We start from the raw sequence: 26,007 nt of genomic DNA, 5'->3' as shown, positions 1-26,007 counted from the left end.
TTACTCACAAGTTTTCTTAATTATTTTGTTAAAATATAAACTATCACCATTTTTATCTACATCCGCCAACATTGCTACCAAATGTAATTGTCCTTTATCATCAAAATACGATTTTTCTTGAAAAGAGTTATATACAGCAACATCTACTGGAACATTATTAAATTCTTTATTTTTCAAATTAACTATTGTTTTTTTATTTTTATTAAATAATTTTCTAGCATATATAACATTATTTTTAGAATCACTTTCAATTAAACAGTTATTTTTTTTATCTAAAGCAATAAACTCTTTAGTTTGGTCTTCTTGCATTTTACTTATGAAAAAGTGATATTGACATGGTGAACCACAACTACCATAAGCATGAAAAATATTTTCATTTACTTTATCAACCTGAGGGTATCTCATATTTTTTAAGATAAAATTGGTTTTATTATCAGAGTTTTTTACAATATCACAATACTCTTGATCATGACCTTTACATTTCAATTCAACATTAAATATATCTTTTGCATAGATATTTGAACCAATAATAGCTCCACAAAATGTAAGAACTAGAATGATTAAATTTTTAATATGAAATAGAAAAAAATGTATTATCTTCATTTGCAAAATTTCAATCATGTTCATGCTCTTCTCCACAACCACATCCAGTAATTTCTTCTTCATCCAAAGACTCTATTTCTTGTTCAGAAATTAATTCTTTAATTTCTGTCAAATAAGCTCCTGGTACTAAAGCAAGTTCTACATTATCTGCAGAATCACTGTAAACACGTGCACTACTTTCTTGCTCAAACTCATATTCTGCTTCAATTTTCTTTGAATGGTTGATTAATTTATATTTCATATTCTTCAATATATTAGTATCAAATATTTGACTCAGATCAAATCTCATACTATACATCCCACTCTCGGGCATTTTCGGCAATTCAGCATTCACTGTTGCCCCACTGGTAAACAACTGTTGTCCCGACTTAACCTCAAACTTTCCACCAGTTTTAATAAAGACACCACTACCATTAACCACCAGCTGAGTCCCACCTGCTTTTAAGTCAATTTCTTTAGAACTGGTCAGTTCGATCTTATCTTCAGTCGCGATCAGTTTAATCACTTTCTTGGCAATGATTTCAATCAAATCATCTTGCGCCTGTACTTTAATTGGGCCCTTAGCAGCAAAAGCACTTAAACCTTTCTGTGCTGCAAACAAACTGATCTTATCCTGTGCATGACCGACAATATTCTTCTGTGCACTCAAATTAATTGAGCCTTGGGCACTTTCAGCAATATCTTGTGAAGCTTGTAAGACAATGTCTTCGGGGGTTGTCAATGCAATCCCATTGGGTGAAGCCAGTAACATCAATGCCTGACGAAAAATCTTACCTTGCTCTTGTTTGGCACTATCACCACTATTTTCTAAGTCTTTTGTATAACTCTCCATAAAGCCCTGTAAGGAGCCTAAAGCCTGCATCGGATTCACATCCAATTTACTGCCTTTATTAAAAGTTCCACAAACACTGGTTAAATCAAAATCCTTAATTTCAACATTGGCAATTACCTTACCCACGTCTTTTAAAGCGGATAACGGTTCTGAATCAAACTTGTCCTTTAAACTGGTTAATTTTCCTTTTAAAACATCCGAACCATGTTCTTCAATATTTTCAATAAAACTCTTTAAGTTCTCAATCGACTCTTTGGAATCATTAAAAAAGTCTTTAAATTCATCTACAATATTCTTGGTATCTTTACCAAATTTCTGGATGTCCTCAATAAAATCACCACTGTTTTTCAGTGCTGAAATTGGATCACTACCCACAGCATTTTTAAATAAACCCACGGTTGCCTGTAAAGCCTGATTTGCACCTTTTAGTTCTAAAGAATTAATCAGTTTCGGCAAACGATTGACAACATTCAAGGCATCCGTTTGTTGTTTGACTGCTATTTCACTCAGCACTTTCATACTTTCTGCACCTTGATTTAACAAGGACTGCGCTTGTGCTGCTTCTAAGTGGTCTGCAATCGCATTTTCTTGGGCATACGTCGTGATAAGCATGCCTTTGCCTGCACGCATGGCACCATAAGCATCGGTTCTTAACTCAAAACCTTCGCCACGCCCATTGCTGGTTTCCTTATCTTTCGGGTGACTTAAGTTCCCGAGATTAAGTTGTGTCGCTGCATGACTACTTTGTAGCTGTGTGCTGATTTGGCCTGTGGTGTCATCAAATCGTAGCTGGTTAAAACCTGATCCACCCACTTCCGATGAGCGAATACCGCTTAGTTTTTTGGTATCAGGCAACTGGCCTTTGATATCAAACATGGTTTGATGACGTTCTGCTTCATGTAAACGTCCCATCACAAATGGACGGTCGACATTGCCATCAAAGAAATCAATCACTACGATTTCACCAATTCGTGGGTGGAATCTTGTGCCATAACCTTCTCCTGCCCAAGAGGTTAATACATCAACCCAAGCTGAGTCTGTATCATTGTCATTCGAGCCTGCACCACCATCATGACTATTGTCATCGGTACGGGTAAAGAGGAAACGAACTTTGATTCGCCCCCATTGATCGACATAAATCGTTTCGCCTTGCGGGCCAACCACTTTGGCACGTTGTGGAAATGCAGAAGGTCTATGCACTAAAGGGTTATACTCAGGAACGATCGGAATTCTACGGCGTACCAAGGACAACTCATTGGCTTGGCGTTGGTCTTTTATTAAATGATTCCAATAGTTTAAGTTGAGCAGCTTGGATAACTGATCTTGTAACTCTTTGGGTAAATTATTTTGATTGTAAAAAGTCTTACCTAAGATTAAGAACTCACGATCCGAACCATCATGTTGATCAATTTCAGGGTGTTCTCTTAATTCAAACCAATAGCCAACTTGCGCATCGCGCACTGAACTGGTTGCGGTAAAATATTTGGACTGTAATTCTTGGTATTGTGTTAGTTGGGTATTTAATTTATCAACTTGGGCTGAACTGGAAACTGTGGTTTGGTCTTCGCCATTGAGATCACTGGTCCAAGCTGGGCTAATTGTCCAAGCCTGCTCTAAACTTAAAGTTTCATTATCTTGTTGATCACTATGTTGGTGATTACTTAACTGGCTATCGCCCTGATCTTGTAAAAGGCTATCCGCTTGCCAACGTTGTACTTGTATTGCTGTTGATTGAATTGAACGCTGGGCGATGAGGCTGGTGATCGTGTCAAAGCGTTCTGTTGCATGACTGCGATGGAAACGAATACTTCGTCTAGGCATTGCCTCATATTGGGTATTGTCATCAATGAGACGTAATTTCTGTGCCTGAATCTGCGTTGCCGAAATAGGCACAATCCGTACAGATTCATCAACTAACCAGTTAATACCTTCACTACGCCACAAGCGAGTTAAAAACTCATAATCCGTTTCATTGGCTTGCATTACAAAAGGACGGATATCGTATTGTTTTTTTAAACCAGTACTGTCCAGACTTAGACTGGCAGAAAATAAGGCACTTTTCGCTTGCCACTCTTTAAATAAGATTTCCGATATTTCCAGAACACTTTTGTTCATAAAAACGCGGCTATTACGACGCTTATGCCAAAGACTGGTTGCATCTTCAAGCGTTAATTTATAAACACTTAAGGCCCCATCACTCTGCCCTTGGCTTGCCCCTGTCACAATTCCAGTGGTTCGGTACAATTCACCAAAATCGGTGACTTGATCAACTGCAACCTGACACCCGATAAATTGTTTTAAAGCAATATGCGCATTGGTTGAAAGGCAGAGTAATTCTGCCTTTAAGCCCTGATTAATCTGTTGTTGCCCCTGAATGCATTGCAAGAATACACTGCTGTTTAAGGCTTGATTTGAGAATTGAACGTGGATCGCTCGTGTTTGTAGTCCCAAGCCAAAGCTTTCAAGTAAGGTCGTAATATTTTTCAGCATTTTAGTTATTGATATTTAATTACAAGTGTCCTTATTTTAATTAAAAATTCAAAAAAAGACACCGATAAATTGTTATATTTTTTAATCAATATTTCTTTTAAAAAAAGGGAAATTATCTAGTAATTTCCCTTTTTATCTTCATTACCTATCAATAAAAGTTAAAACGGAACACGTTTATAATCACGATATTCTGGTTTCCAGAAGTTCTGTTCAATACTTTCTAGCAATTGCTCATCACTGATCATCGGCGCTACACCATCTTGAATAGCAGCTTTGGCAACTTTAAATGCGATAATTTTAGATACTTGCTGTAATTCATTTAAATCAGGCAATAAATCTGCGTGGATATCTTGCAACTTCGGTGAACAATCAGCCAAAGCTGAACTTGAAGCCATCAGCATATTGTCTGTAACACGGGTTGCTTGAACTGCTACCACACCCAAACCAATACCAGGGAAGATATAAGAGTTATTGCACTGTGAAATCTGATAAGTTTCACCATGATAATTCACAGGGGTAAATGGGCTGCCTGTCGCAATCAATGCTTTACCATCTGTCCATTGAATAATATCAGCTGGCACGGCTTCAACTCGTGAAGTTGGGTTGGATAAAGGCAATACAATCGGATATTCACAGTTTTCAGCCAGCGTTTTAATGATTTCTTCTGTAAATAAACCCGGTTGACCCGATACCCCAATCAATACGGTTGGTTTGGCATTTTTCACAACATCAAGCAGTGAAATGATTTCCTCAGCATTACCCCAATGTGCAACATCTTCAGGTTTCTGCGCAAGCTTACGTTGGAAATCTAATAAGTTTGGCTGATTTTCAGTGATTAAACCAAAACGATCTACCATAAATACTTTGGCACGCGCTTCAGCATCCGTCAGCCCTTCAGCAACCATCTGTGCAATAATTTGTTCTGCAATACCACAACCTGCTGAACCAGCCCCTAAGAAGGTAATTTTCTGATCTTTGAGCTGTTTACCTGCGGCTCTACTCGCAGCAATTAAAGTACCGACACAAACTGCCGCTGTCCCTTGAATATCGTCATTAAAACAACAAATCTTATCACGGTATTTTTCAAGTAAAGGCATGGCATTTTTTTGCGCAAAATCTTCGAATTGAATCAATGCTTTTGGCCAACGACGTTTAACCGCTGCAATCACTTCATCGACAAATTCATAGTATTCATCCCCACTGACACGAGGTTGCGACCATCCCATATAAATCGGGTCATTCAATAATTGTTGATTATTGGTTCCCACATCTATGGTAATCGGCAATGTATAGGCTGGACTAATACCACCACATGCAGTGTAAAGAGACAGTTTTCCAATTGGAATGCCCATACCGCCAATACCTTGGTCGCCTAAACCAAGAATACGCTCACCATCTGTGATCACAATCACTTTGACATTTTTACGGTTTACGTTGTGAATGATTTCATCAATGTATTTACGGTCAGGATAGGAAAGAAATACTCCACGATGACGGCGATAAATATCGGAGAAACGCTGACATGCTTCACCCACTGTCGGTGTATAGATAATCGGCATCATCTCACTTAAGTGGTTTTCAATCAGGTGGTAAAAAAGTGTTTCATTGGTGTCTTGAATATTTCGTAAATAAATATGCTTATTGATCGCTTCACTGAAAGAACAGAACTGTTGGTATGAACGTTGACTTTGTTCCTCGATACTTTCGATCACATGAGGAATTAAACCGTGTAAGTTAAATTGAGTTCGTTCTTCTTCTGTGAAGGCTGAACCTTTATTTAATAAAGGCAGCTCTAATAAGGCATTACCTGCATAATGAATATATAGAGGATATTTTTTCAGGGTTTCCGTTGGCATTTCCATTCTCATTGAAGCAGACTGCCTGCTTCTATCTTTTGCTAAGCTACGACTTTGGTCTGATACAAGCTTAAGCCTATTTTTGACTAAATGGGTATTTAGATACGTGATAATGATATTCAAAGTATTTTACAGAATGATAAATTATTCTCAGTTTTACTGATCAAATTCTGGTTTTTATCTAATTTCATATTTTGCCCTAAAATAATGAGCCATGATCACGCCATTAAAACTGCATATTTGTACGCAATTTTGACCAATCATTGATTTTTTTTCTGTTTAGATTTATTTTGTTTAAAATACGATGAAGCTAAACCAATAACAATGAACACAAAGATCTCTCTACTCCTTCTTAGCACAGTCATTGCATGTACTGGCTGCCAAACTGCAAAAAAAGTCTCTTCTGGTGTTTCTAAAACCACTGAAAAAGTCAAAAGCATGGTGGGCTTAGGCGAAGCCAAAGTTCCAGAAGTTGATCAGCAAGGTGTGGTTGATGTCAGTAAAGCCACCCTCGAAAAACTAGAACAAATGAAGATCAATATGCCCACTGGACAATGGGTCTATATTGAAAATGATCTTCAAGGTATTTACACCTTACAAAACAAATCCAGTGATGGAAACGTCCTATATTTGCGTTTGAATTGTAAGATTCCTTCGCAGAAGTCTGGTTTTGCGATTGAAGATAAAGATGGTAAAGAGCTGCTTAAAGCACATGATGCGCAAACCGGTCAGGTTCAATTCTTAATCGACAATAAAAACTATGGCAATCCATTTGACTTAGTCAATGCGAAAAAAATGCCGACATTTAAAACGGCACTGAGTAAAGCCAAAGTGATTAAAATCTTTAACAATTCCAAACTTTATACCTTTACAAATGGCCATGCTGAGTTACTCAGCAAGCCTGTCACATGTAAAGAGTAGATCCATTATTTAGGCATATCCACAAATACGGCGGTTAAACGTCGTACTAAGGGTAAAACAATCAAAACCACAGGATATGCCACAGCCCATGATACCATCCATGCAGCAAGCCATTTGACCCAAAATCCGTTAATCAAACCCACATTGATCAACATATTAATCAATGACACCATGCCACTCATTAAACAAGATAAGAACAACGGCATAATCCATGCTGCAAATTTTGCAGGGAGTTTTGGGATATTGCCAATAATTGTGGGAGGAGTATTTGACATATATCGCTCTAAATTTACCAACAGGACACATTTTATTCTTTTAATAGACCTGAAACAATTAATCCTTCCACATAACATCGGCCACATTTTGCCATTTGATTTGATTGGACAAATTTAAAGGCTGATCATAGAGCTCAGATATCACATTGATTGCATCATCGAGTGAAATAATTGAATTTAAAGGGAGCCAGGTGTCATCACCAACATCAAATAACGCTAAGTTCAGATCTTCATTGCAAGACAGCCACGACTCGCCTTGTTGGGCAGTAGGGATATTTTTATCGTAACGCAAAATCAAGTGAGTCGTATCTATCCACCAAAACAATAAAATGATCTGACCTTGTTTTGGCATATCTAGCGCAAGATAACCTGAATTTGAATATTCCAAGTCTGTGGCCTGAATCTTCGCAAACAAGTGTATAACTTGTTCTTTTTCTATAATCTCATGATCGATTTGATCTAGAAAACTCACAAACATATTTTTTATCCTGTGATTAAAGCAGTGTAATCCGTCAAGTCCATTTGAAATCTAAACGCCAATACACAGTGAAATTGAGCATACCGACATTTTTCTTATCGAATAAGTTTTATTCTATACAAATGCATTCACCTAAAAGGCGCAAAATTTGCTATATTTAGCGTTTTTCTGCGACATTTATTTCTCTATAGATTATGAATACGGCCATACAAGCAGCTCTTGATCATGCAGTGCAATCCCTACAAGCTGAAGGGACTCTTCCATCTGACTGGAAAAACACGAGTGTTTTAACGCGAACTAAAGACCGAAGCCACGGTGATTTCGCATCAAACATTGCCATGATGGGCGCTAAAGTTGCTGGTATGAAACCACGTGATCTTGCAGAGAAAATTTTGGCAAATTTACCCGAAGTAGTCGATATTGCCAAAGCTGAAATTGCAGGTCCGGGTTTTATCAACTTCTTTTTAAATGCCGATCAACGCTTTACTGTGCTGGATCAAATCCAAGCCCAAAAAGAACAATTTGGTAAAACCCAAGCAAATGCAGCCAAGAAAATTCAGGTTGAATTCGTTTCTGCCAACCCAACCTCTAGCCTGCATGTAGGTCATGGTCGTGGTGCTGCATATGGTATGACTGTTGCAAACTTACTTGAAGCAACAGGTGCCAAAGTTGAACGTGAATATTATGTCAATGATGCTGGCCGTCAAATGGACATCCTCGCCACATCAACTTATTTACGTTATTTAGAATTAAGCGGCCAAACTTTAGTTTTCCCTAAAAATGCTTATCAAGGGGATTACGTTAAAGAAATCGCCCAAGGTATCATCGACAAACATGCTGATGCTTATGTACGTAGTGTGGCTGATGTTTACAAAGATGTTCCTGAAGATGTGCAATATGCTGAAGAGCTTGATGCCGATGGCAATAAAGTGGTTATTTCAGGCGATAAAGAAAAGCACATTGATGGCTTAATTCACAACTCACAAGCTTTAGTGGGTGAAGGTTATCGTGTATTCCATCAAGCAGCTTTACATGCCATTTTAGATGACATTAAAGATGACCTTGGTGAGTTTGGCGTAACGTTTAATCACTGGTTTAGTGAAGCATCTTTGGCTGAAAAAATTGATGAAGCCTTACAAACATTAGACCAACGTGGTTTTCTTTATGAAAAAGATGGCAACATTTGGTTTAAATCAACTGAATTTGGTGATGAAAAAGACCGTGTAGTCAAACGTCGTAATGGCCAAACCACGTACTTTGCCTCTGACATTGCCTATCATTTAAATAAATTACAACGTGGCTTTACTGACCTTGTTGATATTTGGGGTTCAGACCACCATGGCTATATTGCACGTGTTAAAGCTGCAATTGACGCGATGGGCTATGACTCATCTAAATTGACGGTACTTTTAGTGCAGTTCGTCAGCTTATGGCGTGGTGGTGAGATGGTACAAATGTCATCTCGTTCAGGTCAATTCGTGACATTACGCGATCTTCGTAAAGAAGTCGGCAATGATGCAGCACGTTTTTATTATGTAATGCGTAAATCTGAACAGCACATTGATTTCGATTTAGATTTAGCAGTATCTCAAAGCAAAGACAATGCTGTGTATTATATTCAATATGCACATGCTCGTATTTGCCGTATGTTAGAAAAAGCAGCAACAACAAACATTCAATTTGATACTGAAAATGCACGTCAATTTGCTGCAAAATTAGAACTTGATGCTGAAACTGAAATTTTAGCGAAACTCGCGGCTTATCCTGAAGTCCTTATTCGCGCTGCAAATAATTATGAACCACATCAAGTTGGTAATTATTTGAAAGAACTTGCTGCTTTATTCCATGGTTGGTACAACGAGAATAAAGTATTGGGTGATGATGCGGAATTAACTCAAGCCCGTTTATTGCTTTCAGCAAATATCAAACAAGTCTTACATAATGGTCTTGAATTATTGGGTGTATCTGCACCTGAAAGTATGTAAGTCAAGAATTGCTTTACATGTTCCCAAGACCAAGGTCTGGCTCAACGTAAGCATTGAAGTGTGTAATAAATCATTACTTTACATCGTGTTCAAGCAAAACTATGCTTGAACACGATCTAAGCAATACATAATAAGAGGGTTCCACGTGTTTGGAAAAACGCAACGCGGTGTTTCAGAAAGGCCAACCAAACCTAAGCAACCATTGATTCCTAAATGGTTAGGGATGCTTGTCGTCATTTTAATCGTGTTAAGTTTTGGTGTCGCACTGATGCTCTGGAAACCGTGGGCGCCCGTCCAACCCAAAAACGAAATCACGTCTGAGCATTATCAAGAAGATACCAACAAAGACTATCGTTTTTATGATCTGTTACCTCAACAACAGGTTACCCCTATTCCTGAACAAGCTGTTCCTGAAAGCAGAAATCAACAACAACCAGTAATTGTTGAAGCGCCTTCTCAATCTGAAAATGTGGATGTCGGTGTAAATGCTGAACGTACAACACCTGTTCAACCCGAATATATTCTACAAGTTCGTAGTTATGATGATCCTGATGCTGCTGATGCACGTCGTGCTGAAATTATCTTAAATGGTTTATCTGCCGATGTGGTTCAAAGCACAGAAGCTGGAAAAACTTGGTATCGTGTGATTTCAGGCCCTTATGAATCACAAAATGCAGCAGTGATTGCCCAACAAACCTTACAACATAGCGGTATTGACTCTATCGTGGTTAAACGCTGATCCAATTTTCAGGCATGACCTGATCAATCAATCGTTAAAACAGGATGCTTTGGCATCCTGTTTTATTCTTCAAAATCGTTTTTTTAACCTTGCTTAGATATGTGGACAAATTGAATATTTTTCACTCAAAAGAAATATAATTCGATAAAAATTTACCCAAATTGATCAAAATTAGAGTAATCTATTTTCCGCAATACATTACCCATGTCGTTGCCGAGATATCAAAAGTCACCAATACTTTTGATTTGCTGTCCTGTGATTGGCGTGACGATCAAATCCGAAGATTACAGGGCGCTCAGAAATTCACATGGGTAAAGCCCACCCCAACAGGTATTCAGCCAATTTCAAACAATAAAACAGTTCATCTAAACTTCACTGAAAATTCATTCGCCTAAGTATTTCAATTTGAGTACACTCCTATTGAGATTATGAGTTTTTAAATGCAATGAATAATAAAAAACAGATTTTATGTGTAGAAGATGATGCTGCTATTCTTATGCCGTTACGTTACGCACTTGAACGAGAAGACTGGCAAGTGACTTGGGCCAATTCAGGCCTGCAAGCCATTGATTTTATTCAACAGAAACCCTTTGATTTTATTATTTTAGATGTTGGATTACCTGATTTAAATGGTTTTGATGTCTGCAAAAAAATTCGTCTCTTTAATCACACACCCTTGCTATTTTTAACCGCAAGAGATGATGAAATAGATCGTATTGTGGGTTTAGAAATTGGCGCAGATGACTACTGTACCAAGCCATTTAGTTCGCGTGAAATTGTGTCTCGGATTAAAGCCATTTGGCGCAGAATGGAGATACAAAATCAGTTACAGCACACCTCACAGCAAAACACACAGCTTTCTGCAACGCCAGCTAAAGTTTGGCAATGCAATGATGAGGCTTTGCAAATTCATTACTTAGGCACAATACTGCAGCTGACTCGCTATGAATATCGCTTACTTAAATTATTGATTCAACGCCCTGAACAGGTGTTTAGCCGTCAACAATTGATGGATCATGTATGGGAGCACCCTGAGCATAGTTTAGAAAGAACAGTCGATACCCATATCAAAAGTATTCGCAATAAACTCAAGCAGATCTCTCCTGAGCAAGACCCGATCGAAACCCACCGAGGCTTTGGCTATAGTTTAAAAAGGCAAGGATAAACCATGTCCATTTTTATTCGTATTTGGTTCTTCTTTGGATTGATCATCTTGCTGGGTTTATGGTTTATGTCTTATACCTTCAATCAACAAGTAAAGCCCAATGTACGACAGGTCGTAGAAGATACTCTTGCGGAAAATGCCAATATTATCGCGATGTTAGTGGCTGAAGATGTCTATGAAAATAAAGTCAGTACCATTCAGTTTGATGAAAAAATTCAAAAAGCGCTGAATCGAAAACTCAATGCCACGATCTGGAAACATAATAAAAATGAGATCAATCAACAAATCTATATTACCGACAACAAAGGTATCGTCATTTATGACTCACAAGGTATCGCTACAGGACAAGATTACTCACGATGGAATGATGTTTACCTGACCTTAAAGGGAAAATACGGCGTTCGCTCTACACGCAGTTATGAAAAGGACAGCAATAGCAGCACTATGTTTATCGCAGCGCCAATCTATTATCAAGTTGGTCAACAACAGCAATTGATTGGCGTTGTCAGTATTGGAAAGCCCAATATTTCAGTACAGCCTTATATTCAGCGCGCTGAAAATCAGCTGATCCGACAAGCCGCTTGGATTACATTACTCAGTCTGTTTCTTGCCAGTTTGGTGGCCTATTGGCTAAAACACAGTATTGACCGTGTCCGTAAATACGCGCAGGCACTTGCACCTGTCAATCAAACCCCCTATTTTCGTTCGGCAAAAGAACTCAATCAAGTTGCTCAAGCAGTTGAAAATATGCGAGAAAAACTCGAAGATCGTGCTTATGTGGAACACTATGTCAATACACTGACCCATGAACTCAAAAGTCCGCTTACCGCAATTCAAGCCAGTGCAGAACTACTCAAAGAAGATTTGCCACTAAATGATCAACAACAATTTGCCACGCATATTCATGAACAAAGCCAGCGCTTACGTAGCCTGATTGATCGAATGCTCTTATTGACCCGTCTGGAAAAATCTAAACATCAAATTGAAATGCAAGATTTCAATTTATCTGAACTGATTCAACAGACTTTAGACCAGCATGCCAGTCAAATTCAAGCCAAAAAAATCCAGTGTTTACTGGATATTGAAGCCAATTGTATGCTTCGTGCAGATCGATTTTGGATTCAACAAACCCTTGCCAATATTTTAGATAATGCGCTGGATTTTTCCACAGATTCAGCAAAAATCCTGATTCGGCTTCATCGTCAAACACACCAGCAGATAGAATTACAGGTTTTTAATGAGGGCGAATGGATTCCAGATTATGCACTCACGCAAGTGTTTGATACTTATTTTTCTTTGCCCCGTCCGATTAGCCAGCAACGCAGTTCTGGTATTGGACTGAGTATTGTTAAACAAGTCATTGAACAACACCATGGACAGATTCACATTGGCAATATTCAAGGAAATGAAATTACCATCTTACAACCCCACCAAAAGGGTGTATTGGTAAAAATTCAATTGCCTTAGCACGGTCAAACTTCACTTAAAATTCATATAAAAAACCGATACGCCTCAAACAATACACATTGCTGTTTCGCACACTCAACACTGACAACAAACAACGGCGAAGGAAAACAGTGATGCGATCCAACTTTATTACATTCAAAATTATTGCAATCGCAATTTTAGTTGCCTTATTTGGGATAGGCTTACTCTTTATTACCAGTCTGGTCTCAGAACGACAAGATTATCAACGGGCATTTCTGAAAGAAATTGCACAAAACAATATTAGCCCTCAAACCGTGATTTCACCGTATATCCGTGTGCCCTACAATGAGCAAAAAAACTGCCTCGATGAAAAGAAGGTGGCCTATTTGTGTACTGAGGAACAATGGCTATATATCAGTGCTGACAGCACGCAATGGTCATCCAACTTTAATGTTTCTGACAACACTTATAAACGCACCATCTATCGAGCAATTAGCTACACCGCAAATCTCATGGCCAAAGGCGTATTCCAAAAACCAACACTTGAAAAGAAAGATTACCAATGGGAACGAGCTGAAATTATCTTCCCTGTACATGATCCTCGCGGCTTAGATACCCAACCGAACTTAAACATGCTCAATAAAAGTTATGCCTTTGAAATGAGTGCTCAAGGCAGTAACAGTTCTGGTTTTGACTTTATGTATGTTTCTGCAAAAAAATATCCTGAATTAATCAATGCCATTCAAAATGGTTTCACTTTTGATTTAACCGCCAATATTACGGGTCTGGGAAAATTCACCCTGATCCCAACCAGTCGTAGTGTCACTTATCAGGCCAAAGGCAATTGGGCGGATACCAAATATTCAGGACAAAACTTACCTTTTGCAAAAACCAGTACACCGCAACAATTCACCGCACAATGGAAAAATATTGCTCTAGGTCATCAAAACATCAGTAAATTGATTGATTGCGACAACAATGAGTGTATTCGCCAGTTTAGTAATGGCTATTTTGGCCAAGAACCGGCTTATATGGGAGAGCCTAGTCAAAGTATTGGTTTATCAACAGAATTCCTAGAATCAGTCAATGTTTATACACAAACAGATCGTGCGATTAAATACGGTATCGTGATTATCATCATCACCTTTGCTTGTTTCTTTCTCTTCGAAGTGCTTAAAAGCTTACGGATTCACCCCATTCAATATTCTTTGGTGGCAATGGCTCAAGTGGTGTTCTTTGTTTTACTACTTTCAATCAGTGAATACTATGCCTTTGCATGGGCTTATTTCGTTGCTGGAATTGCCTGTGTCGGGCTCATGAGTTGGTACTTATACTATGTGATGAAAGGTTTTAAAGCCGCTGGCCTATTCAGTATCATCCTGAGTTCACTTTATGCCGTGATGTATATGCTATTGCAATCTTCAGGCAAAACCTTCCTAATTGGCTCTATCATTTCATTTGTTTTACTTGCTGTAGTGATGTTTATTACACGGCATATCGACTGGTATCAAATCAACAATAAGCCTGAGCAAAAACTTAAATCCTATACGCCTCCTCAAGCTTGATAACGGCACAGTGAATAGCTCAAAGCGATTCACTGTTTTAAAAATAAATTCTAAATAATAGGTATTTCAATGAATATTTCCATACTACAGGAGCAACAACACTTTAAGCAGTTGCAACAACTTTGTCCTCTGCAATGTTCAATTGCATTTTGTTTGAATCAGTTGCGGGGTGCGCAGATTCAATTTTTAAATTTAGGCAGTTTCATTATTTGCCCAGAATATAACTGTTTGATTATTTTTAAGTATAAAATTCTCATTCGTATAGATAGATTCACCAACAAGCAACAAAGTTAATTTGCAGATTGTAAATGATGACGTAAAATTTAAAACATAAACAAACTTTGAGAATGATCATGACTGTACAACGTTTGCACGTAGAAAAACGCTTTTCTGAAATTGCAATTTCGGGAAATTTAGTTCACTTGGCGGGTCAATTGGCTACGGATTTAAGTTTGGATATCAAAGGGCAAACTCAACAGACCTTAGATATCATTGATCGTTTTCTTGCAGATGCGGGCACAGATAAAAAACATATTATGTCTGTGATGATTTTTTTAAAAGACATCGAAAATGATTATGCAGGAATGAACGAAATCTGGGATGCATGGTGTTCAGATATGCAAGCTCTGCCGAGAACTTGTGTAGAAGCAAAGCTTTATCGACCTGATGTTTTAGTTGAAATGACGGTTGTTGCGGTCAAACCAGAATAAGCTCAATACTAAATTTTGAATGAACTAAAAAATGCATGTTTAAACATGCATTTTTTGCTTAGCTATATGCGCGATTTGAGTACAGATCAAACTTCCCCAGTACATGTTCCTCCAACATTTGCGAATGGCTCATTTCTGAAAATTCTGTTAAAAAATCTTCTCGCAAATCCTGATACTCTGGAATCCCCATATAACGAATCACACGATATCCTGCCGACTGTAACAAGGCATCTTCATAGGTATTTTGATTCGAGCGCTTAATCGCATTGATATCATCTAAAGCAATCACAGCTAAAACTTTATAATCTTTGTCCAGCACAACAAAGTCTGCAAACATTTGCTGATACTTACGACGTGTATGTAAATATTTTGTTGTTAATAAAGCATCAAAAGATACATGAGCCAAGATATTGGCTTCAGGTAAAATTTCTTTTAAACGCGTAAACGTAATTTGTTCATGTGAGTTAAATACTGCTCTTCTTCGTAAAGCACTATCTGCTTGTTGCTTATTTTTCAATCCTTTATAAGCAGCGGCAATCACGACAGCAAGTAATATCAAACTCGCAACGATTATCATGTCCATTTTTCATTTCCTAATTCTTTATTATAATTTGGTCTACGACCAGTTCTTGTGTATCAAAGATACTATTTTTAATCAGTTCAATTTTGTAATATGCCAGACGCATTCTCATATTTGCTTTTTCAAAATAATCAAATAAATCACATTTTTAACTTATTTATTGAACTATTATTTGTTTTATTCACTTGGTATTTCAACCAAATGAATTTAATTACACCTCATATATATCGCGTATTGAATGCGAATACAACTGAATTTAATGAATCTTGCGTACTATTGTAGGACAAGGATATTCGCGAATTGTGTGTTTTTAGTACACTAAAGTTTTCAACAGTTTACAGAGACTTATCCACAGTTAGGTATTTTTATTATTCAATTGCTGATTTAAGAAAGGATGCTTAGGCATCCTTGCATTTTATTAAGCAACTTTTTCAGCAATTATTTCATGACCTGAAAGCTGTTTTAATTTTGATTTTAAGTCATCAATGATTAATTTTTGAAATTCATTTGAAGCAGAGCTCTGAAAAGCAACTTCAATTCGATTATAACCTTCAAAACAATGATAGACCTGACCATTCAAGATACAAGCACAAGAAGGATATCGGTCCATATAACCAGTAACTTGAGAAAAATACATTTCTTTTACTGGACGATATAAATTTAGATATGTTTGATAATCAGGTACATACCCATAATATTTGAAAATATCTTGCTTATGCTCTTCAATAAATTCAGACGAATAAAAAATTTCATCTTCCATTTTTAAAATTTCTTTAGAAATATCTAAAAATAATTCATCACTATCAGATGATGTAATTAACCAATGCTGGTATATTTCCTGTTTTTGTTTTAACCATGTCTTTGTTTTTAGATTAAAATACCACACATATAAGTTTTTAATCGCTTTACCATTTTTGAGAATATTTCCATCTCTCATTTCAATTAGATCATAATTCCACATTTTTGTATGATGATTATGCAAGCAGGGTGGAGATTCACCCAAAGTGTCTACATGTTCAATATCTTTAGTTTCTAAGTTAAGCTGATAAATTTCAGTGATATTTTTTCTCTGCCGCTCTCCTAAACCAAGACCGCCAGTGATGTATACCAAATTCATGTTTTTATCATAGACTGTATCGTGATTATATACAGGTGGAAATTGTTCTTCAGGGTAGCTCCAAAGCTCAATCTTTTTCAAACCATCAGCTTTAATACAAACATCATTATAAATTTTAAAATCAGGATTATAATAATCATTGTAATCATACCACTTCCAATCATGAGCTGCTGTATTCCCTCCTATATCAATAACATCTATATATTTATTAAAAATAGAAACATGAGAACTACCTAATCTATTATGTGCCGCAACCCAAAATGGCTCCTTAAGATCAAATTTTTGATTATGTAAATACTCTTGTAACTCATGTACCCAGATAATATTACTTTTTATTAGCCAATGAAAAACTTCATTTTTATTCAACTCTTTCGTTATAAGTTTTTCATGATTTACTGAATTTAAAGCATCTATATCTGTTTGACTAAATTTCCATTCAGTAATCCTTTGTTGAATTTCTGCCTCATATGCTTTAAGCCTAATCACATATTCAGCATCTGTGACTCTTTTATCTGCTTTATTTTCATTCATTTTTAAAAGTTAAGGACATAAACGTCCTTGAAAGGAATCTTCACTATATCTTTTGTCTAAATTTAAATCAATAAAAAAGGATACTTACGCATCCTTTCTTACCACATCAAACAGCAACTAAGCTCTGCTTTTTGGCTTAGACTTTGCTTTGCCATTTCCAGAAAATGGTTTTTTATCACCTGTTTCGCGCGGCGGTAAACCTGTATGTTGTGTCAATATTTGACCACGTTCAGGACGCTTTTTGGTATTGGAAGGACGCGATTGCGTTTTCGCCTGTGAATTACGGCTATCCCCAGTACGCTTTTGCGAATCACCGTCTACAGTCGAGTTTTTCTTACGCGCAGATTGGTATTGCCCTTCTGTTCCTTGCGGTTGATATGTTGGAATCAGATGGTGCTTAGAGTTACCAATCAAATCTACCCGGCCCATTTCACGTAATGCATCACGTAGTAATGGCCAGTTGTTTGGATCATGGTAACGCAAGAAGGCTTTGTGTAAACGACGACGCTTTTCACCTTTTACAATATCCACACTTTCGGTATAACGAGCCACTTTGGCCAACGGGTTTTTCCCCGTGTGATACATCGTGGTCGCGGTCGCCATTGGTGATGGATAAAAGGTTTGCACCTGATCGGCACGGAAGCCATTTTTCTTAAGCCAGATCGCAAGATTCATCATGTCATAATCAGTCGTTCCCGGATGCGCAGCGATAAAGTACGGGATTAAATACTGTTCTTTACCCGCTTCCTTACTAAAACGATCAAACATCTGTTTAAAGCGATCATAGGTCCCGATTCCCGGTTTCATCATCTTCGACAATGGACCTTTCTCGGTATGTTCTGGTGCAATTTTTAAATAACCGCCAACATGGTGTTGAACCAGTTCTTTGACATATTCAGGGTTCAATACCGCAAGGTCATAACGTAAGCCTGAACCAATCAGAATCTTTTTGATGCCTTTAAGCGAACGTGCTTTGCGATAAAGTTGAGTAAGTGGTGCATGGTCGGTATGTAAATTTTGACATACACCTGGATACACACAAGAAGGTTTACGACAGTTCTTTTCAATCTCAGGATCTTTACACTGCAAGCGATACATGTTTGCAGTTGGACCACCTAAATCTGAAATGATGCCTGTAAAACCTGGGGCTGTATCACGAATTTTTTCTACTTCACGTAAAATTGATTCTTCTGAACGGTTTTGAATAATACGACCTTCATGTTCGGTAATCGAACAGAATGTACAACCACCAAAACAACCACGCATGATATTTACAGAGAATTTGATCATATCAAATGCAGGGAAACGCGCTTCACCATAAGCTGGATGTGGTAGACGCGCATAAGGCAAGTCAAACACATAATCCATTTCTTCGGTGGTCAATGGAATCGGTGGTGCATTTAACCATACATCACGTTCACCATGCTTTTGTACCAATGCACGAGCATTCCCCGGATTGGTTTCAAGATGCAAGATGCGGTTGGTATGTGCATAAAGTACAGGATCCGTTGCCACTTCTTCAAAAGCAGGCAAACGAATCACAGCCAATTCACGCGGCGGTAATTTATGTTTAATCGCTTTGGATGTTGGCAGTAAACGTACAATCTGGGTATTCTCATCCAGTTGATCACCTTCACGAACAACAGGATTTGCCACCAATTCTTTTTGGAAATTTTGATATTGGGTTAAAGAATTTCCTTTGCCTTGTTCAATTTCACAACCATCTAAATCTTCAGTCATTACATATGGATTGATGATTGGGTCAACACGACCAATCGCATCAACATCATTCGATGCAATTTCAACAAACTTGGCTTTAGAAACACGATTAATTTTATTGACGATGAATGCAGTACCACGAACATCGGTGATTTCATGAATTTTTTCGCCTTTGGCAAGACGATGCATGACTTCAACAACAGACCGTTCACCATTGCCATACATCAATAAATCCGCTTTTGAATCCATCAGCACTGAACGACGAACTTTGTCTGACCAGTAATCATAATGTGCAATACGGCGTAATGATGCTTCGATACCGCCCAATAATACGGGTACATCAGGAAATGCTTCACGGCAACGCTGACAATATACAGTTGCTGCACGGTCAGGACGTTTATTGGGTAGATTATCTGGTGAATATGCATCATCAGAACGGATTTTACGGTCAGCCGTATAGCGGTTGATCATAGAATCCATATTACCCGCGGTCACACCCCATGCAATATTCGGTTTACCTAGCACTTTAAATGCTTCAGCAGAAGTCCAATCTGGTTGTGCAATAATCCCTACACGGAAACCCTGTGCTTCAAGCGTTCGGCCAATAATTCCTGAACAGAACGATGGATGATCGATATAAGCGTCACCACATACTAGGATAAAGTCACAACTATCCCAACCGAGTTGATCCATCTCCTCACGTGACATTGGCAAAAATGGTGCTGGTTCAAAGCACGATGCCCAATATTTGTCATAATCAAACAACGCAGTAGGCGCTGTCTGAGCAGTATAAGCGGTCGACATGATGAGTTTCTCGATTGGCAGTTGGCGATCGGGAGAGATCTAAAATGAAAGTTGATCATTTTACCATGAATTTTACTCATGTTGTTTGATTAAAAAGTAAACATTTCTTCTTGATCTTCTATTTAGTCTGTTATTGATAGCTTTTTAAGATGTTAAATGTATTCGTCATCCGTTATAAAAGGAAAATTTACCCATCAGGATGCATTGTTTAAAAGCGCAGAGAAATTGAATAGAAAAGCTTATTTAACGCTATGTAGATGCAGCTGCTCATACTTTTACCTGATCTTTATGCTGTGTTTGATTTAATTTTAAAGCCACCAATAGCCCGATACAAAGTACACAAGTCATCGTAACCGTTAGGCCAAACCATCCATATTTTTCCCAGACTAAACCACTACTGCTGCCCAAGAAACTTGAACCAAGATAATAACAAAATAGATAAAGCGAAGAGCCGACTGCACGATATTGTAAGGATTGTACTGATACCCAACTGCTTGATGTGGAATGGGCGGCAAAAAATGAGAAAGTAAAAATCAATAGGCCAATCAAAATCCCCCATAATGATGGAATCAGCATCATCCATAACCCCAGAATCATGCTTGAGAACATCACAATCAGCACTTTACCTCGTCCAAATTGACGACTCCAACTGGCTGCACGAGGCGAACTATAAATGCCAGATAAATAGGCTATCGAGATTAAACCAATCCATGTTTGTGACAATTCAAAAGGTTTTTCTAACAGATGATAACTCATGTAATTAAACACGGTCACAAAGCATCCCATCAGAATAAAACCTTCGACAAACAATAGTCTCAGCTTTGGGTCAGAAAGATTTTTTTTAAAGGATTCGATAAAACGTGTGAATTGAATGGGATAAGATTTAAAGTGTTTAGAGGCAGGTAAGGCTATGTAAAATGTAATCGCGATCAATAAATTAAGTAGACCAATAATCATCGTCGCAGTTTGCCAAGAGATATAATCCAGCAATACCCCTGCAATCAAACGCCCGCCCATTCCCCCTATTGCTGTCCCTGAAATATACAGCCCCATGGCAAAGCCAACATCTTTTTGTGCAATTTCTTCACCGATATAGGTCATTGCTACAGAAGCAACACCACTAACAGCCAAGCCAATCATCATACGTGTTGCAAGGAATATTTCCCAATACGGTAAAAACGAACTTAGCAATAATAAGCTTGCGGTGGAAAATAAAGAAATGGCCATGATCTGCTTACGACCATAACGATCTGAAATCAGTCCTGCAAAAAGAAGCCCTAAGGCTAAGGCAATGGTGGAAAATGAAAGCGGGAAACTGCTATGGGTTGGCGTAACATGAAAAAAACTTGCCAAAAACGGCATCATCGGCTGAACACAGTACAACGATGAAAATACAGCAAAGCCAGCTAAAAACAATGAAAGTAAAATTGCGATAAAAGGCCGAGTGCCATACTCAATATAAGCTGTAGATTCAGGTGCTTCAGACATAATTATTCCTCATGTCCGTTCAGTATACGCCTATTTTTAACTCTTGATAAAAGCTAAAGTTTTATTGCAGACAATACCCTGATGATTCAAGTCAGTTATGGATTTTAAATGTTTGATTTCGAATAAAATTAGACGAGAAAACGCAGAAATCAGAAAATAAAAAAGAGTGTATTTTTAATACACTCTTCTCGTAATTTTTCAATATATTGAAGTTAAATTTAACCAGCAAGAATCTTAAACTTTTCGTTCTTCAATATTTAGTGCATTGATTGCGAGTACCGCTTGAGTACGGTTCTGTACACCTAATTTACGGAAAATTGCCGTCACATGCGCTTTAATGGTCGCTTCCGAAACATCAAGTTCATAAGCAATTTGCTTATTCAATAAACCTTCTGCAACCATCATCAATACACGGAACTGTTGTGGTGTTAACGATTGAATACGTTCAGCTAAAGCTGTTTCATCTGCGGCACGCGGGTCAAAATTCATATTCGCTGCGGGTAAGTTTGGCGGTAACCAAATATCACCATCCAGCACTTGGCGAATTGCTTCCCCAATATGGCTTGGATGCGCAGATTTAGGAATATAGCCCATTGCGCCATGTGCAATTGCACGTTGAATAATGGACGCATCTTCGTGAGCAGAAACCACAATAATAGGAAGTGCAGGATACTGTGCACGAACATGTACCAATGCAGAGAAACCCGATGCGCCTGGCAGATTTAAATCCAACAAGACGAGATCTGGTTCTGGACCATTTTCCAAACGCTCATAAAATTCATTAACAGCCGCAGTTTCACTAATTTGAGCCTGTGGCAAACTATAACGAACCGCCTGAATTAACGCATGGCGAAACAGTGGATGATCATCAACGATTAAAATATTCATAAGCGAAGCGAGAGATCTCTAGCGCAGTTATTTCATTCTAACCGCACTATTGCTATTTAGGATACGTAAATATTAACGAATTTTTGAATAATTTGTCGGCTTTAATTAAAATTCCCTACAATCTTTAGGTCATTTATCGAAATTAAGATTTAAATATCACTTTTAAATATAAAATAAACAGTTAAAAATGAATTACTTATTCGTTTTAAGAATATTATTTAACTTCAAATACTTAAAAGACGAAATCGTGCATTATTCAAAGGCTTTCTGGTTTATCTTAAAAACAGATAACCAATCTGTTTTTCATTATTTTACAGCGCTTCGTCAAATATAGATTAATGAATGGCATTCCGAGATTCAATTTATTAGGTTGCCAACATGTCTATTTATACTCAACAAAAACCATTAAATATTGTTGCTGTTTCAGGGGGATTAAATAACCCTTCAAAAACCGAAAGTTTAGTGCAAGCGATTTTAGATGAGCTGGGTCAGGCAACACCGATTCATGTTCATTTTATTAAATTCAGTGAAATAGGCCATTTGTTAGGGGGCGCAATTTATCGCAACCAACTGCCACAACGTGTTCAAGATGACTTAGCTGCCGTAGAAGCAGCAGATGCGCTCATCGTGGGAACACCTGTTTATCGTGCATCATTTACTGGTTTATTTAAACATTTCTTTGATTTTGTTGAACAAACAGCGCTAGTCGATGTTCCTGTATTGCTTGCTGCATCGGGTGGTAGTGACCGTCATGCTTTAGTTCTAGAGCATCAGTTACGTCCATTATTTAGCTTCTTTCAAGCGCAAACGCTGCCTATTGGTGTCTATGCAACAGATCGTGACTTCACACCTGAGTACACCATTAAAAGTGAACACATCCAAGACCGTATCACTTTAGCCGTCGCACGGGCATTGCCAATTTTAGAATGGGCGCCTGCAAAAGGTCAGCGAGCAGAAGTGGTGAAAGCCAAAACAGAACAAGCCAATCAAAATTTAGGCATCAACAAACAGATTGAGCAAGATGATGTGCTTCCTTCCGCGGCGATACCAGACTTGGATGCGGCAGAGTCTCGTCTACATGCAAAATCCAAAACACCACAATCACAGGTTGCTTAAGCGCAACCTTGTTATGAATAAATCATAAAAAATTGAGGGTTATGATATGTCACAGTTTTCATCGAATAATGGTCAAGCAATTCGATTTGCCTATTGGGTTCCCAATGTCAGTGGCGGCTTAGTGGTCAGTAATATTGAACAACGTACAGACTGGAGCTATGACTACAATGTCCGTTTGGCACAAGCTGCCGAAAAAAGTGGTTTTGAATATGCCCTCACTCAAATTCGTTTTACCGCAGGGTATGGCGCTGAAAATCAACATGAATCTGTGAGTTTTAGTCATGCACTTTTAGCCAAGACTGAAAAATTAAAAGTAATTGCAGCAATTCTTCCGGGACCATGGAAACCTGTTTTAGCCGCAAAACAGTTGGCGACCATAGATTATCTGACCAATGGGCGTATTGCGATTAATGTAGTAAGTGGTTGGTTCCGTGGCGAGTTTGATGCTATTGGTGAGCCATGGCCTGAACATGATGAACGCTATGTTCGCTCAGAAGAGTTTATTCGTACGTTAAAAGGTATTTGGACAACAGATAACTATAGTTTTGATGGTAAATATTATCAGTTTAAAGACTACACTTTAAAACCAAAGCCTTTGCAAAAACCCCATATTGAAGTATTCCAAGGTGGAAGTTCACGTGCTGCACGTGACATGGCTTCGCGTGTTTCAGATTGGTACTTTACCAATGGCAATACACCTGAGGAACTAAAGAAACAAATCGATGATATTCGTGAAAAAGCCAAGCTAAATAATCACTCAGTCAAAATTGGGGTCAATGCTTTTATCATTGCTCGTGACACTGAAGAAGAAGCAAAAGCTGTTCTACAAGAGATTATTGACCAAGCCAATGTTGAAGCAGTCAATGCCTTTGGCGATGCAACCCGTGAAGCGGGCGCAGCATCTAAAGAAGGTGAAGGTAACTGGGCAAAATCAACCTTTGAAGACTTGGTGCAATATAATGATGGCTTTAAAACCAATCTGATTGGTACACCGCAACAAATTGCTGAACGTATTGTTGAACTCAAAAATGTAGGCGTAGATCTGGTGTTATCTGGCTTTTTACATTTCATCGAAGAAGTTGAATATTTCGGTGAAAAGGTCTTGCCTTTGGTTCGTCAAATTGAAGAAGCGCAAAAAGATCAAATTACTGCAAAATCAGCTTAAGGCCTATCTCTTCATCGATGGTGCTGTGAAAACAACAATAAATAACTAAAACAGCTTTGCAGCTTTCCCTCTTGACTCGGCTTGAGGGATTTTTTTTAGAATAAATAAAAAGCATTTATAAAAAATAGAATCGTATAAATCAGTACAATTATCCTTACATACATTAGCCAACTTTTGTTTTATTGAGTGTATTTGTTCTATACATATACTCAACAACCGCAATCTTGGAAAAAATTTCTTTCAACCTTAAAATACGCCCTTTTTGTAGCATAGATGGAAAAAGTAGGTATGGTAGTTTTAAATAAAACAAAAACGATATTTTGCGTCCTCATCGGTAGTATGAGCTTGACGACTTATGTAAATGCCAACGAGATACCTGCAACGTCTATAAAGGTTGAAACTGCGATGAATACTGCATTTCAGCCATTAATGAAAACTTATGCAGTGCCCGGTATGGCAATAGGTGTTTTGTATAACGGAAAAAGTTATGAAAAATACTACGGCGTACAATCACTTGCGAATGCGAAAGCCGTAAATAAAAATACCCTTTTTGAATTAGGCTCAGTCAGTAAGATATTTACTGCAACAGCAGGTACTTATGCACAAAATTTAGGCAAAATTTCTCTTCAAGACCATCCTGGTAAATATATACCCGCATTAAAAAACTCAGACATTAATCAAGTCACACTCTTAGAATTGGCCACCTACACCAGTGGTAATCTTCCATTGCAATTTCCTGATCAAATAAAAACAGATGCACAAACACTTAAATATTTTCAAGATTGGAAAGTCAAAAAACCGATTGGTCAATTTCGACAATATTCTAATCCAAGCATAGGGCTATTCGGTGAAGCGACCGCTAAAGCCATGAACATGCCTTTTAGCGCTTTATTAGAACAAGTGATTTTCCCCAAGCTAGAACTCCAACATACTTATGTCCAAGTTCCTAAAGCACAACAAGGCAACTATGCCTTTGGTTATGATCAAAATAATCACCCGCTTCGGGTCACTGCTGGCGCTTTTGATGCGCAAGCCTATGGGGTGAAATCTAGCCTACCTGACATGCTAAATTTTTTAAATTTAAACTTAAATCCAGATCAAGCCAAAGCAGCGATTAAACCTGCAATTCTAGCGACACATACTGGTTACTTTAAAATGGGTGATATGACCCAAGCCCTTGGCTGGGAATCGTTCAGCTACCCAGCAACATTAAACACACTATTAGAAAGCAATTCTGATCGGGTTGTGATGCAATCTAACCCTGTTGAAAAAACCCTCGTGAAGACTGGTTCAAGAGTCTTTCATAAAACTGGCTCTACCAATGGTTTTGGGACCTATGTTATTTATATTCCACAAGAGAACTTTGGCTTGGTGATGTTAATGAATAAAAAAATTCCCAATGCTGAGCGAATTAAGGCAGCGTATGAAGTGCTCAATAGCTTAAAGCAAAAATCCAATCCTTGATGCTGAAACACATCAGATCGGGCTAGGCTTTAGCTTTGTGCATTGTTAGATCATTCATGTTGTATCTATTGCATGGCAATATAATTGT

21 protein-coding genes are annotated in these 26,007 nt (G+C 38.0%); 11 read left to right on the top strand and 10 right to left on the bottom strand.

Going from position 1 to position 26,007, the window contains the following annotated elements:
- The 3 genes from GJV03_RS07545 to GJV03_RS07535 all read right to left on the bottom strand — a co-directional run bounded on the left by GJV03_RS07545 (position 1) and on the right by GJV03_RS07535 (position 5,781).
- Complete coding sequence (locus tag GJV03_RS07545) at positions 1–627, bottom strand: hypothetical protein (protein WP_151956324.1); 627 nt, start codon at positions 625–627, stop codon at positions 1–3.
- On the bottom strand, positions 614–3,925 hold the full coding sequence (locus GJV03_RS07540) for a type VI secretion system Vgr family protein (protein WP_154129787.1): 3,312 nt from the start codon (positions 3,923–3,925) through the stop codon (positions 614–616). The genes GJV03_RS07545 and GJV03_RS07540 overlap by 14 nt, the downstream gene beginning before the upstream one ends.
- A 158-nt stretch (positions 3,926–4,083) precedes the next feature.
- On the bottom strand, positions 4,084–5,781 hold the full coding sequence (locus tag GJV03_RS07535; RefSeq protein ID WP_004723444.1) for an NAD-dependent malic enzyme: 1,698 nt from the start codon (positions 5,779–5,781) through the stop codon (positions 4,084–4,086).
- Between the two features lie 324 nt (positions 5,782–6,105).
- Here GJV03_RS07535 and GJV03_RS07530 point away from each other — a divergent pair, with 324 nt between their 5' ends.
- Positions 6,106–6,702, top strand: coding sequence for a hypothetical protein (locus tag GJV03_RS07530; RefSeq protein WP_154129786.1), 597 nt, complete (start codon positions 6,106–6,108; stop codon positions 6,700–6,702).
- A gap of 5 nt (positions 6,703–6,707) precedes the next feature.
- On the opposite strand, the gene GJV03_RS07525 is transcribed toward GJV03_RS07530, so the two are convergent.
- Positions 6,708–6,977: a DUF2798 domain-containing protein gene (locus tag GJV03_RS07525; RefSeq protein ID WP_004723447.1), complete on the bottom strand. Its 270-nt coding sequence runs from the start codon at positions 6,975–6,977 to the stop codon at positions 6,708–6,710.
- A gap of 58 nt (positions 6,978–7,035) precedes the next feature.
- The gene (locus tag GJV03_RS07520; RefSeq protein ID WP_004723448.1) at positions 7,036–7,455 is read right to left on the bottom strand and encodes a hypothetical protein; all 420 of its coding nucleotides are present in this window, start codon (positions 7,453–7,455) and stop codon (positions 7,036–7,038) included.
- A 194-nt stretch (positions 7,456–7,649) separates the two neighbouring features.
- On the opposite strand from GJV03_RS07520, the gene argS reads away from it, so the two are divergent.
- The 7 genes from argS to GJV03_RS07485 all read left to right on the top strand — a co-directional run bounded on the left by argS (position 7,650) and on the right by GJV03_RS07485 (position 15,047).
- The gene (gene argS / locus GJV03_RS07515; RefSeq protein ID WP_004823680.1) at positions 7,650–9,440 is read left to right on the top strand and encodes an arginine--tRNA ligase; all 1,791 of its coding nucleotides are present in this window, start codon (positions 7,650–7,652) and stop codon (positions 9,438–9,440) included.
- 145 nt (positions 9,441–9,585) lie between these two features.
- On the top strand, positions 9,586–10,179 hold the full coding sequence (locus GJV03_RS07510) for an SPOR domain-containing protein (RefSeq protein ID WP_004723450.1): 594 nt from the start codon (positions 9,586–9,588) through the stop codon (positions 10,177–10,179).
- 445 nt (positions 10,180–10,624) lie between these two features.
- Complete coding sequence (gene creB / locus GJV03_RS07505) at positions 10,625–11,344, top strand: two-component system response regulator CreB (protein ID WP_154129785.1); 720 nt, start codon at positions 10,625–10,627, stop codon at positions 11,342–11,344.
- A 3-nt stretch (positions 11,345–11,347) separates the two neighbouring features.
- The gene (gene creC, locus GJV03_RS07500) at positions 11,348–12,811 is read left to right on the top strand and encodes a two-component system sensor histidine kinase CreC (RefSeq protein WP_056518328.1); all 1,464 of its coding nucleotides are present in this window, start codon (positions 11,348–11,350) and stop codon (positions 12,809–12,811) included.
- Between the two features lie 113 nt (positions 12,812–12,924).
- Positions 12,925–14,337: a cell envelope integrity protein CreD gene (gene creD, locus GJV03_RS07495; protein WP_056518326.1), complete on the top strand. Its 1,413-nt coding sequence runs from the start codon at positions 12,925–12,927 to the stop codon at positions 14,335–14,337.
- 69 nt (positions 14,338–14,406) lie between these two features.
- Positions 14,407–14,631: a hypothetical protein gene (locus tag GJV03_RS21715; protein WP_151802230.1), complete on the top strand. Its 225-nt coding sequence runs from the start codon at positions 14,407–14,409 to the stop codon at positions 14,629–14,631.
- A 59-nt stretch (positions 14,632–14,690) separates the two neighbouring features.
- Positions 14,691–15,047 carry a RidA family protein gene (locus tag GJV03_RS07485; RefSeq protein ID WP_056518324.1) on the top strand — a complete coding sequence of 119 codons (357 nt, stop codon included), beginning with the start codon at positions 14,691–14,693 and terminating at the stop codon, positions 15,045–15,047.
- A 58-nt stretch (positions 15,048–15,105) separates the two neighbouring features.
- On the opposite strand, the gene GJV03_RS07480 is transcribed toward GJV03_RS07485, so the two are convergent.
- The 5 genes from GJV03_RS07480 to GJV03_RS07460 all read right to left on the bottom strand — a co-directional run bounded on the left by GJV03_RS07480 (position 15,106) and on the right by GJV03_RS07460 (position 22,174).
- Positions 15,106–15,630: a DUF2726 domain-containing protein gene (locus GJV03_RS07480; protein WP_004723457.1), complete on the bottom strand. Its 525-nt coding sequence runs from the start codon at positions 15,628–15,630 to the stop codon at positions 15,106–15,108.
- Between the two features lie 415 nt (positions 15,631–16,045).
- On the bottom strand, positions 16,046–17,275 hold the full coding sequence (locus GJV03_RS07475) for a hypothetical protein (protein WP_154129784.1): 1,230 nt from the start codon (positions 17,273–17,275) through the stop codon (positions 16,046–16,048).
- Positions 17,276–17,392: 117 nt separating this feature from the next.
- Positions 17,393–19,798: a YgiQ family radical SAM protein gene (locus GJV03_RS07470; protein WP_004723458.1), complete on the bottom strand. Its 2,406-nt coding sequence runs from the start codon at positions 19,796–19,798 to the stop codon at positions 17,393–17,395.
- Positions 19,799–20,065: 267 nt separating this feature from the next.
- Complete coding sequence (locus GJV03_RS07465) at positions 20,066–21,286, bottom strand: MFS transporter (RefSeq protein WP_151956329.1); 1,221 nt, start codon at positions 21,284–21,286, stop codon at positions 20,066–20,068.
- A gap of 234 nt (positions 21,287–21,520) precedes the next feature.
- Positions 21,521–22,174 carry a response regulator transcription factor gene (locus GJV03_RS07460; protein ID WP_004823671.1) on the bottom strand — a complete coding sequence of 218 codons (654 nt, stop codon included), beginning with the start codon at positions 22,172–22,174 and terminating at the stop codon, positions 21,521–21,523.
- A gap of 378 nt (positions 22,175–22,552) precedes the next feature.
- On the opposite strand from GJV03_RS07460, the gene msuE reads away from it, so the two are divergent.
- The 3 genes from msuE (at position 22,553) to ampC (ending at position 25,919) form a co-directional block, all read left to right on the top strand.
- Positions 22,553–23,290: an FMN reductase gene (gene msuE, locus GJV03_RS07455; protein WP_004723461.1), complete on the top strand. Its 738-nt coding sequence runs from the start codon at positions 22,553–22,555 to the stop codon at positions 23,288–23,290.
- Positions 23,291–23,336: 46 nt separating this feature from the next.
- On the top strand, positions 23,337–24,455 hold the full coding sequence (gene sfnG, locus GJV03_RS07450) for a dimethylsulfone monooxygenase SfnG (protein WP_034614949.1): 1,119 nt from the start codon (positions 23,337–23,339) through the stop codon (positions 24,453–24,455).
- A 288-nt stretch (positions 24,456–24,743) separates the two neighbouring features.
- Positions 24,744–25,919: a class C beta-lactamase gene (gene ampC / locus GJV03_RS07445; protein ID WP_154129783.1), complete on the top strand. Its 1,176-nt coding sequence runs from the start codon at positions 24,744–24,746 to the stop codon at positions 25,917–25,919.
- Positions 25,920–26,007 lie beyond the last annotated feature (88 nt).

Source organism: Acinetobacter sp. RIT698 (assembly GCF_009668065.1).
GTDB lineage: Bacteria > Pseudomonadota > Gammaproteobacteria > Pseudomonadales > Moraxellaceae > Acinetobacter > Acinetobacter guillouiae.
This window is presented reverse-complemented; position numbering and strand designations above follow the sequence as displayed.

Coding starts and splice junctions, on each gene's coding strand:
- GJV03_RS07545 (WP_151956324.1), bottom strand. CDS start 627: ATGAACATGATTGAAATTTTGCAAATGAAGATAATACATTTTTTTCTA.
- GJV03_RS07540 (WP_154129787.1), bottom strand. CDS start 3,925: ATGCTGAAAAATATTACGACCTTACTTGAAAGCTTTGGCTTGGGACTA.
- GJV03_RS07535 (WP_004723444.1), bottom strand. CDS start 5,781: ATGCCAACGGAAACCCTGAAAAAATATCCTCTATATATTCATTATGCA.
- GJV03_RS07530 (WP_154129786.1), top strand. CDS start 6,106: ATGAACACAAAGATCTCTCTACTCCTTCTTAGCACAGTCATTGCATGT.
- GJV03_RS07525 (WP_004723447.1), bottom strand. CDS start 6,977: ATGTCAAATACTCCTCCCACAATTATTGGCAATATCCCAAAACTCCCT.
- GJV03_RS07520 (WP_004723448.1), bottom strand. CDS start 7,455: ATGTTTGTGAGTTTTCTAGATCAAATCGATCATGAGATTATAGAAAAA.
- argS (WP_004823680.1), top strand. CDS start 7,650: ATGAATACGGCCATACAAGCAGCTCTTGATCATGCAGTGCAATCCCTA.
- creB (WP_154129785.1), top strand. CDS start 10,625: ATGAATAATAAAAAACAGATTTTATGTGTAGAAGATGATGCTGCTATT.
- creC (WP_056518328.1), top strand. CDS start 11,348: ATGTCCATTTTTATTCGTATTTGGTTCTTCTTTGGATTGATCATCTTG.
- creD (WP_056518326.1), top strand. CDS start 12,925: ATGCGATCCAACTTTATTACATTCAAAATTATTGCAATCGCAATTTTA.
- GJV03_RS21715 (WP_151802230.1), top strand. CDS start 14,407: ATGAATATTTCCATACTACAGGAGCAACAACACTTTAAGCAGTTGCAA.
- GJV03_RS07485 (WP_056518324.1), top strand. CDS start 14,691: ATGACTGTACAACGTTTGCACGTAGAAAAACGCTTTTCTGAAATTGCA.
- GJV03_RS07480 (WP_004723457.1), bottom strand. CDS start 15,630: ATGGACATGATAATCGTTGCGAGTTTGATATTACTTGCTGTCGTGATT.
- GJV03_RS07475 (WP_154129784.1), bottom strand. CDS start 17,275: ATGAATGAAAATAAAGCAGATAAAAGAGTCACAGATGCTGAATATGTG.
- GJV03_RS07470 (WP_004723458.1), bottom strand. CDS start 19,798: ATGTCGACCGCTTATACTGCTCAGACAGCGCCTACTGCGTTGTTTGAT.
- GJV03_RS07465 (WP_151956329.1), bottom strand. CDS start 21,286: ATGTCTGAAGCACCTGAATCTACAGCTTATATTGAGTATGGCACTCGG.
- GJV03_RS07460 (WP_004823671.1), bottom strand. CDS start 22,174: ATGAATATTTTAATCGTTGATGATCATCCACTGTTTCGCCATGCGTTA.
- msuE (WP_004723461.1), top strand. CDS start 22,553: ATGTCTATTTATACTCAACAAAAACCATTAAATATTGTTGCTGTTTCA.
- sfnG (WP_034614949.1), top strand. CDS start 23,337: ATGTCACAGTTTTCATCGAATAATGGTCAAGCAATTCGATTTGCCTAT.
- ampC (WP_154129783.1), top strand. CDS start 24,744: ATGGTAGTTTTAAATAAAACAAAAACGATATTTTGCGTCCTCATCGGT.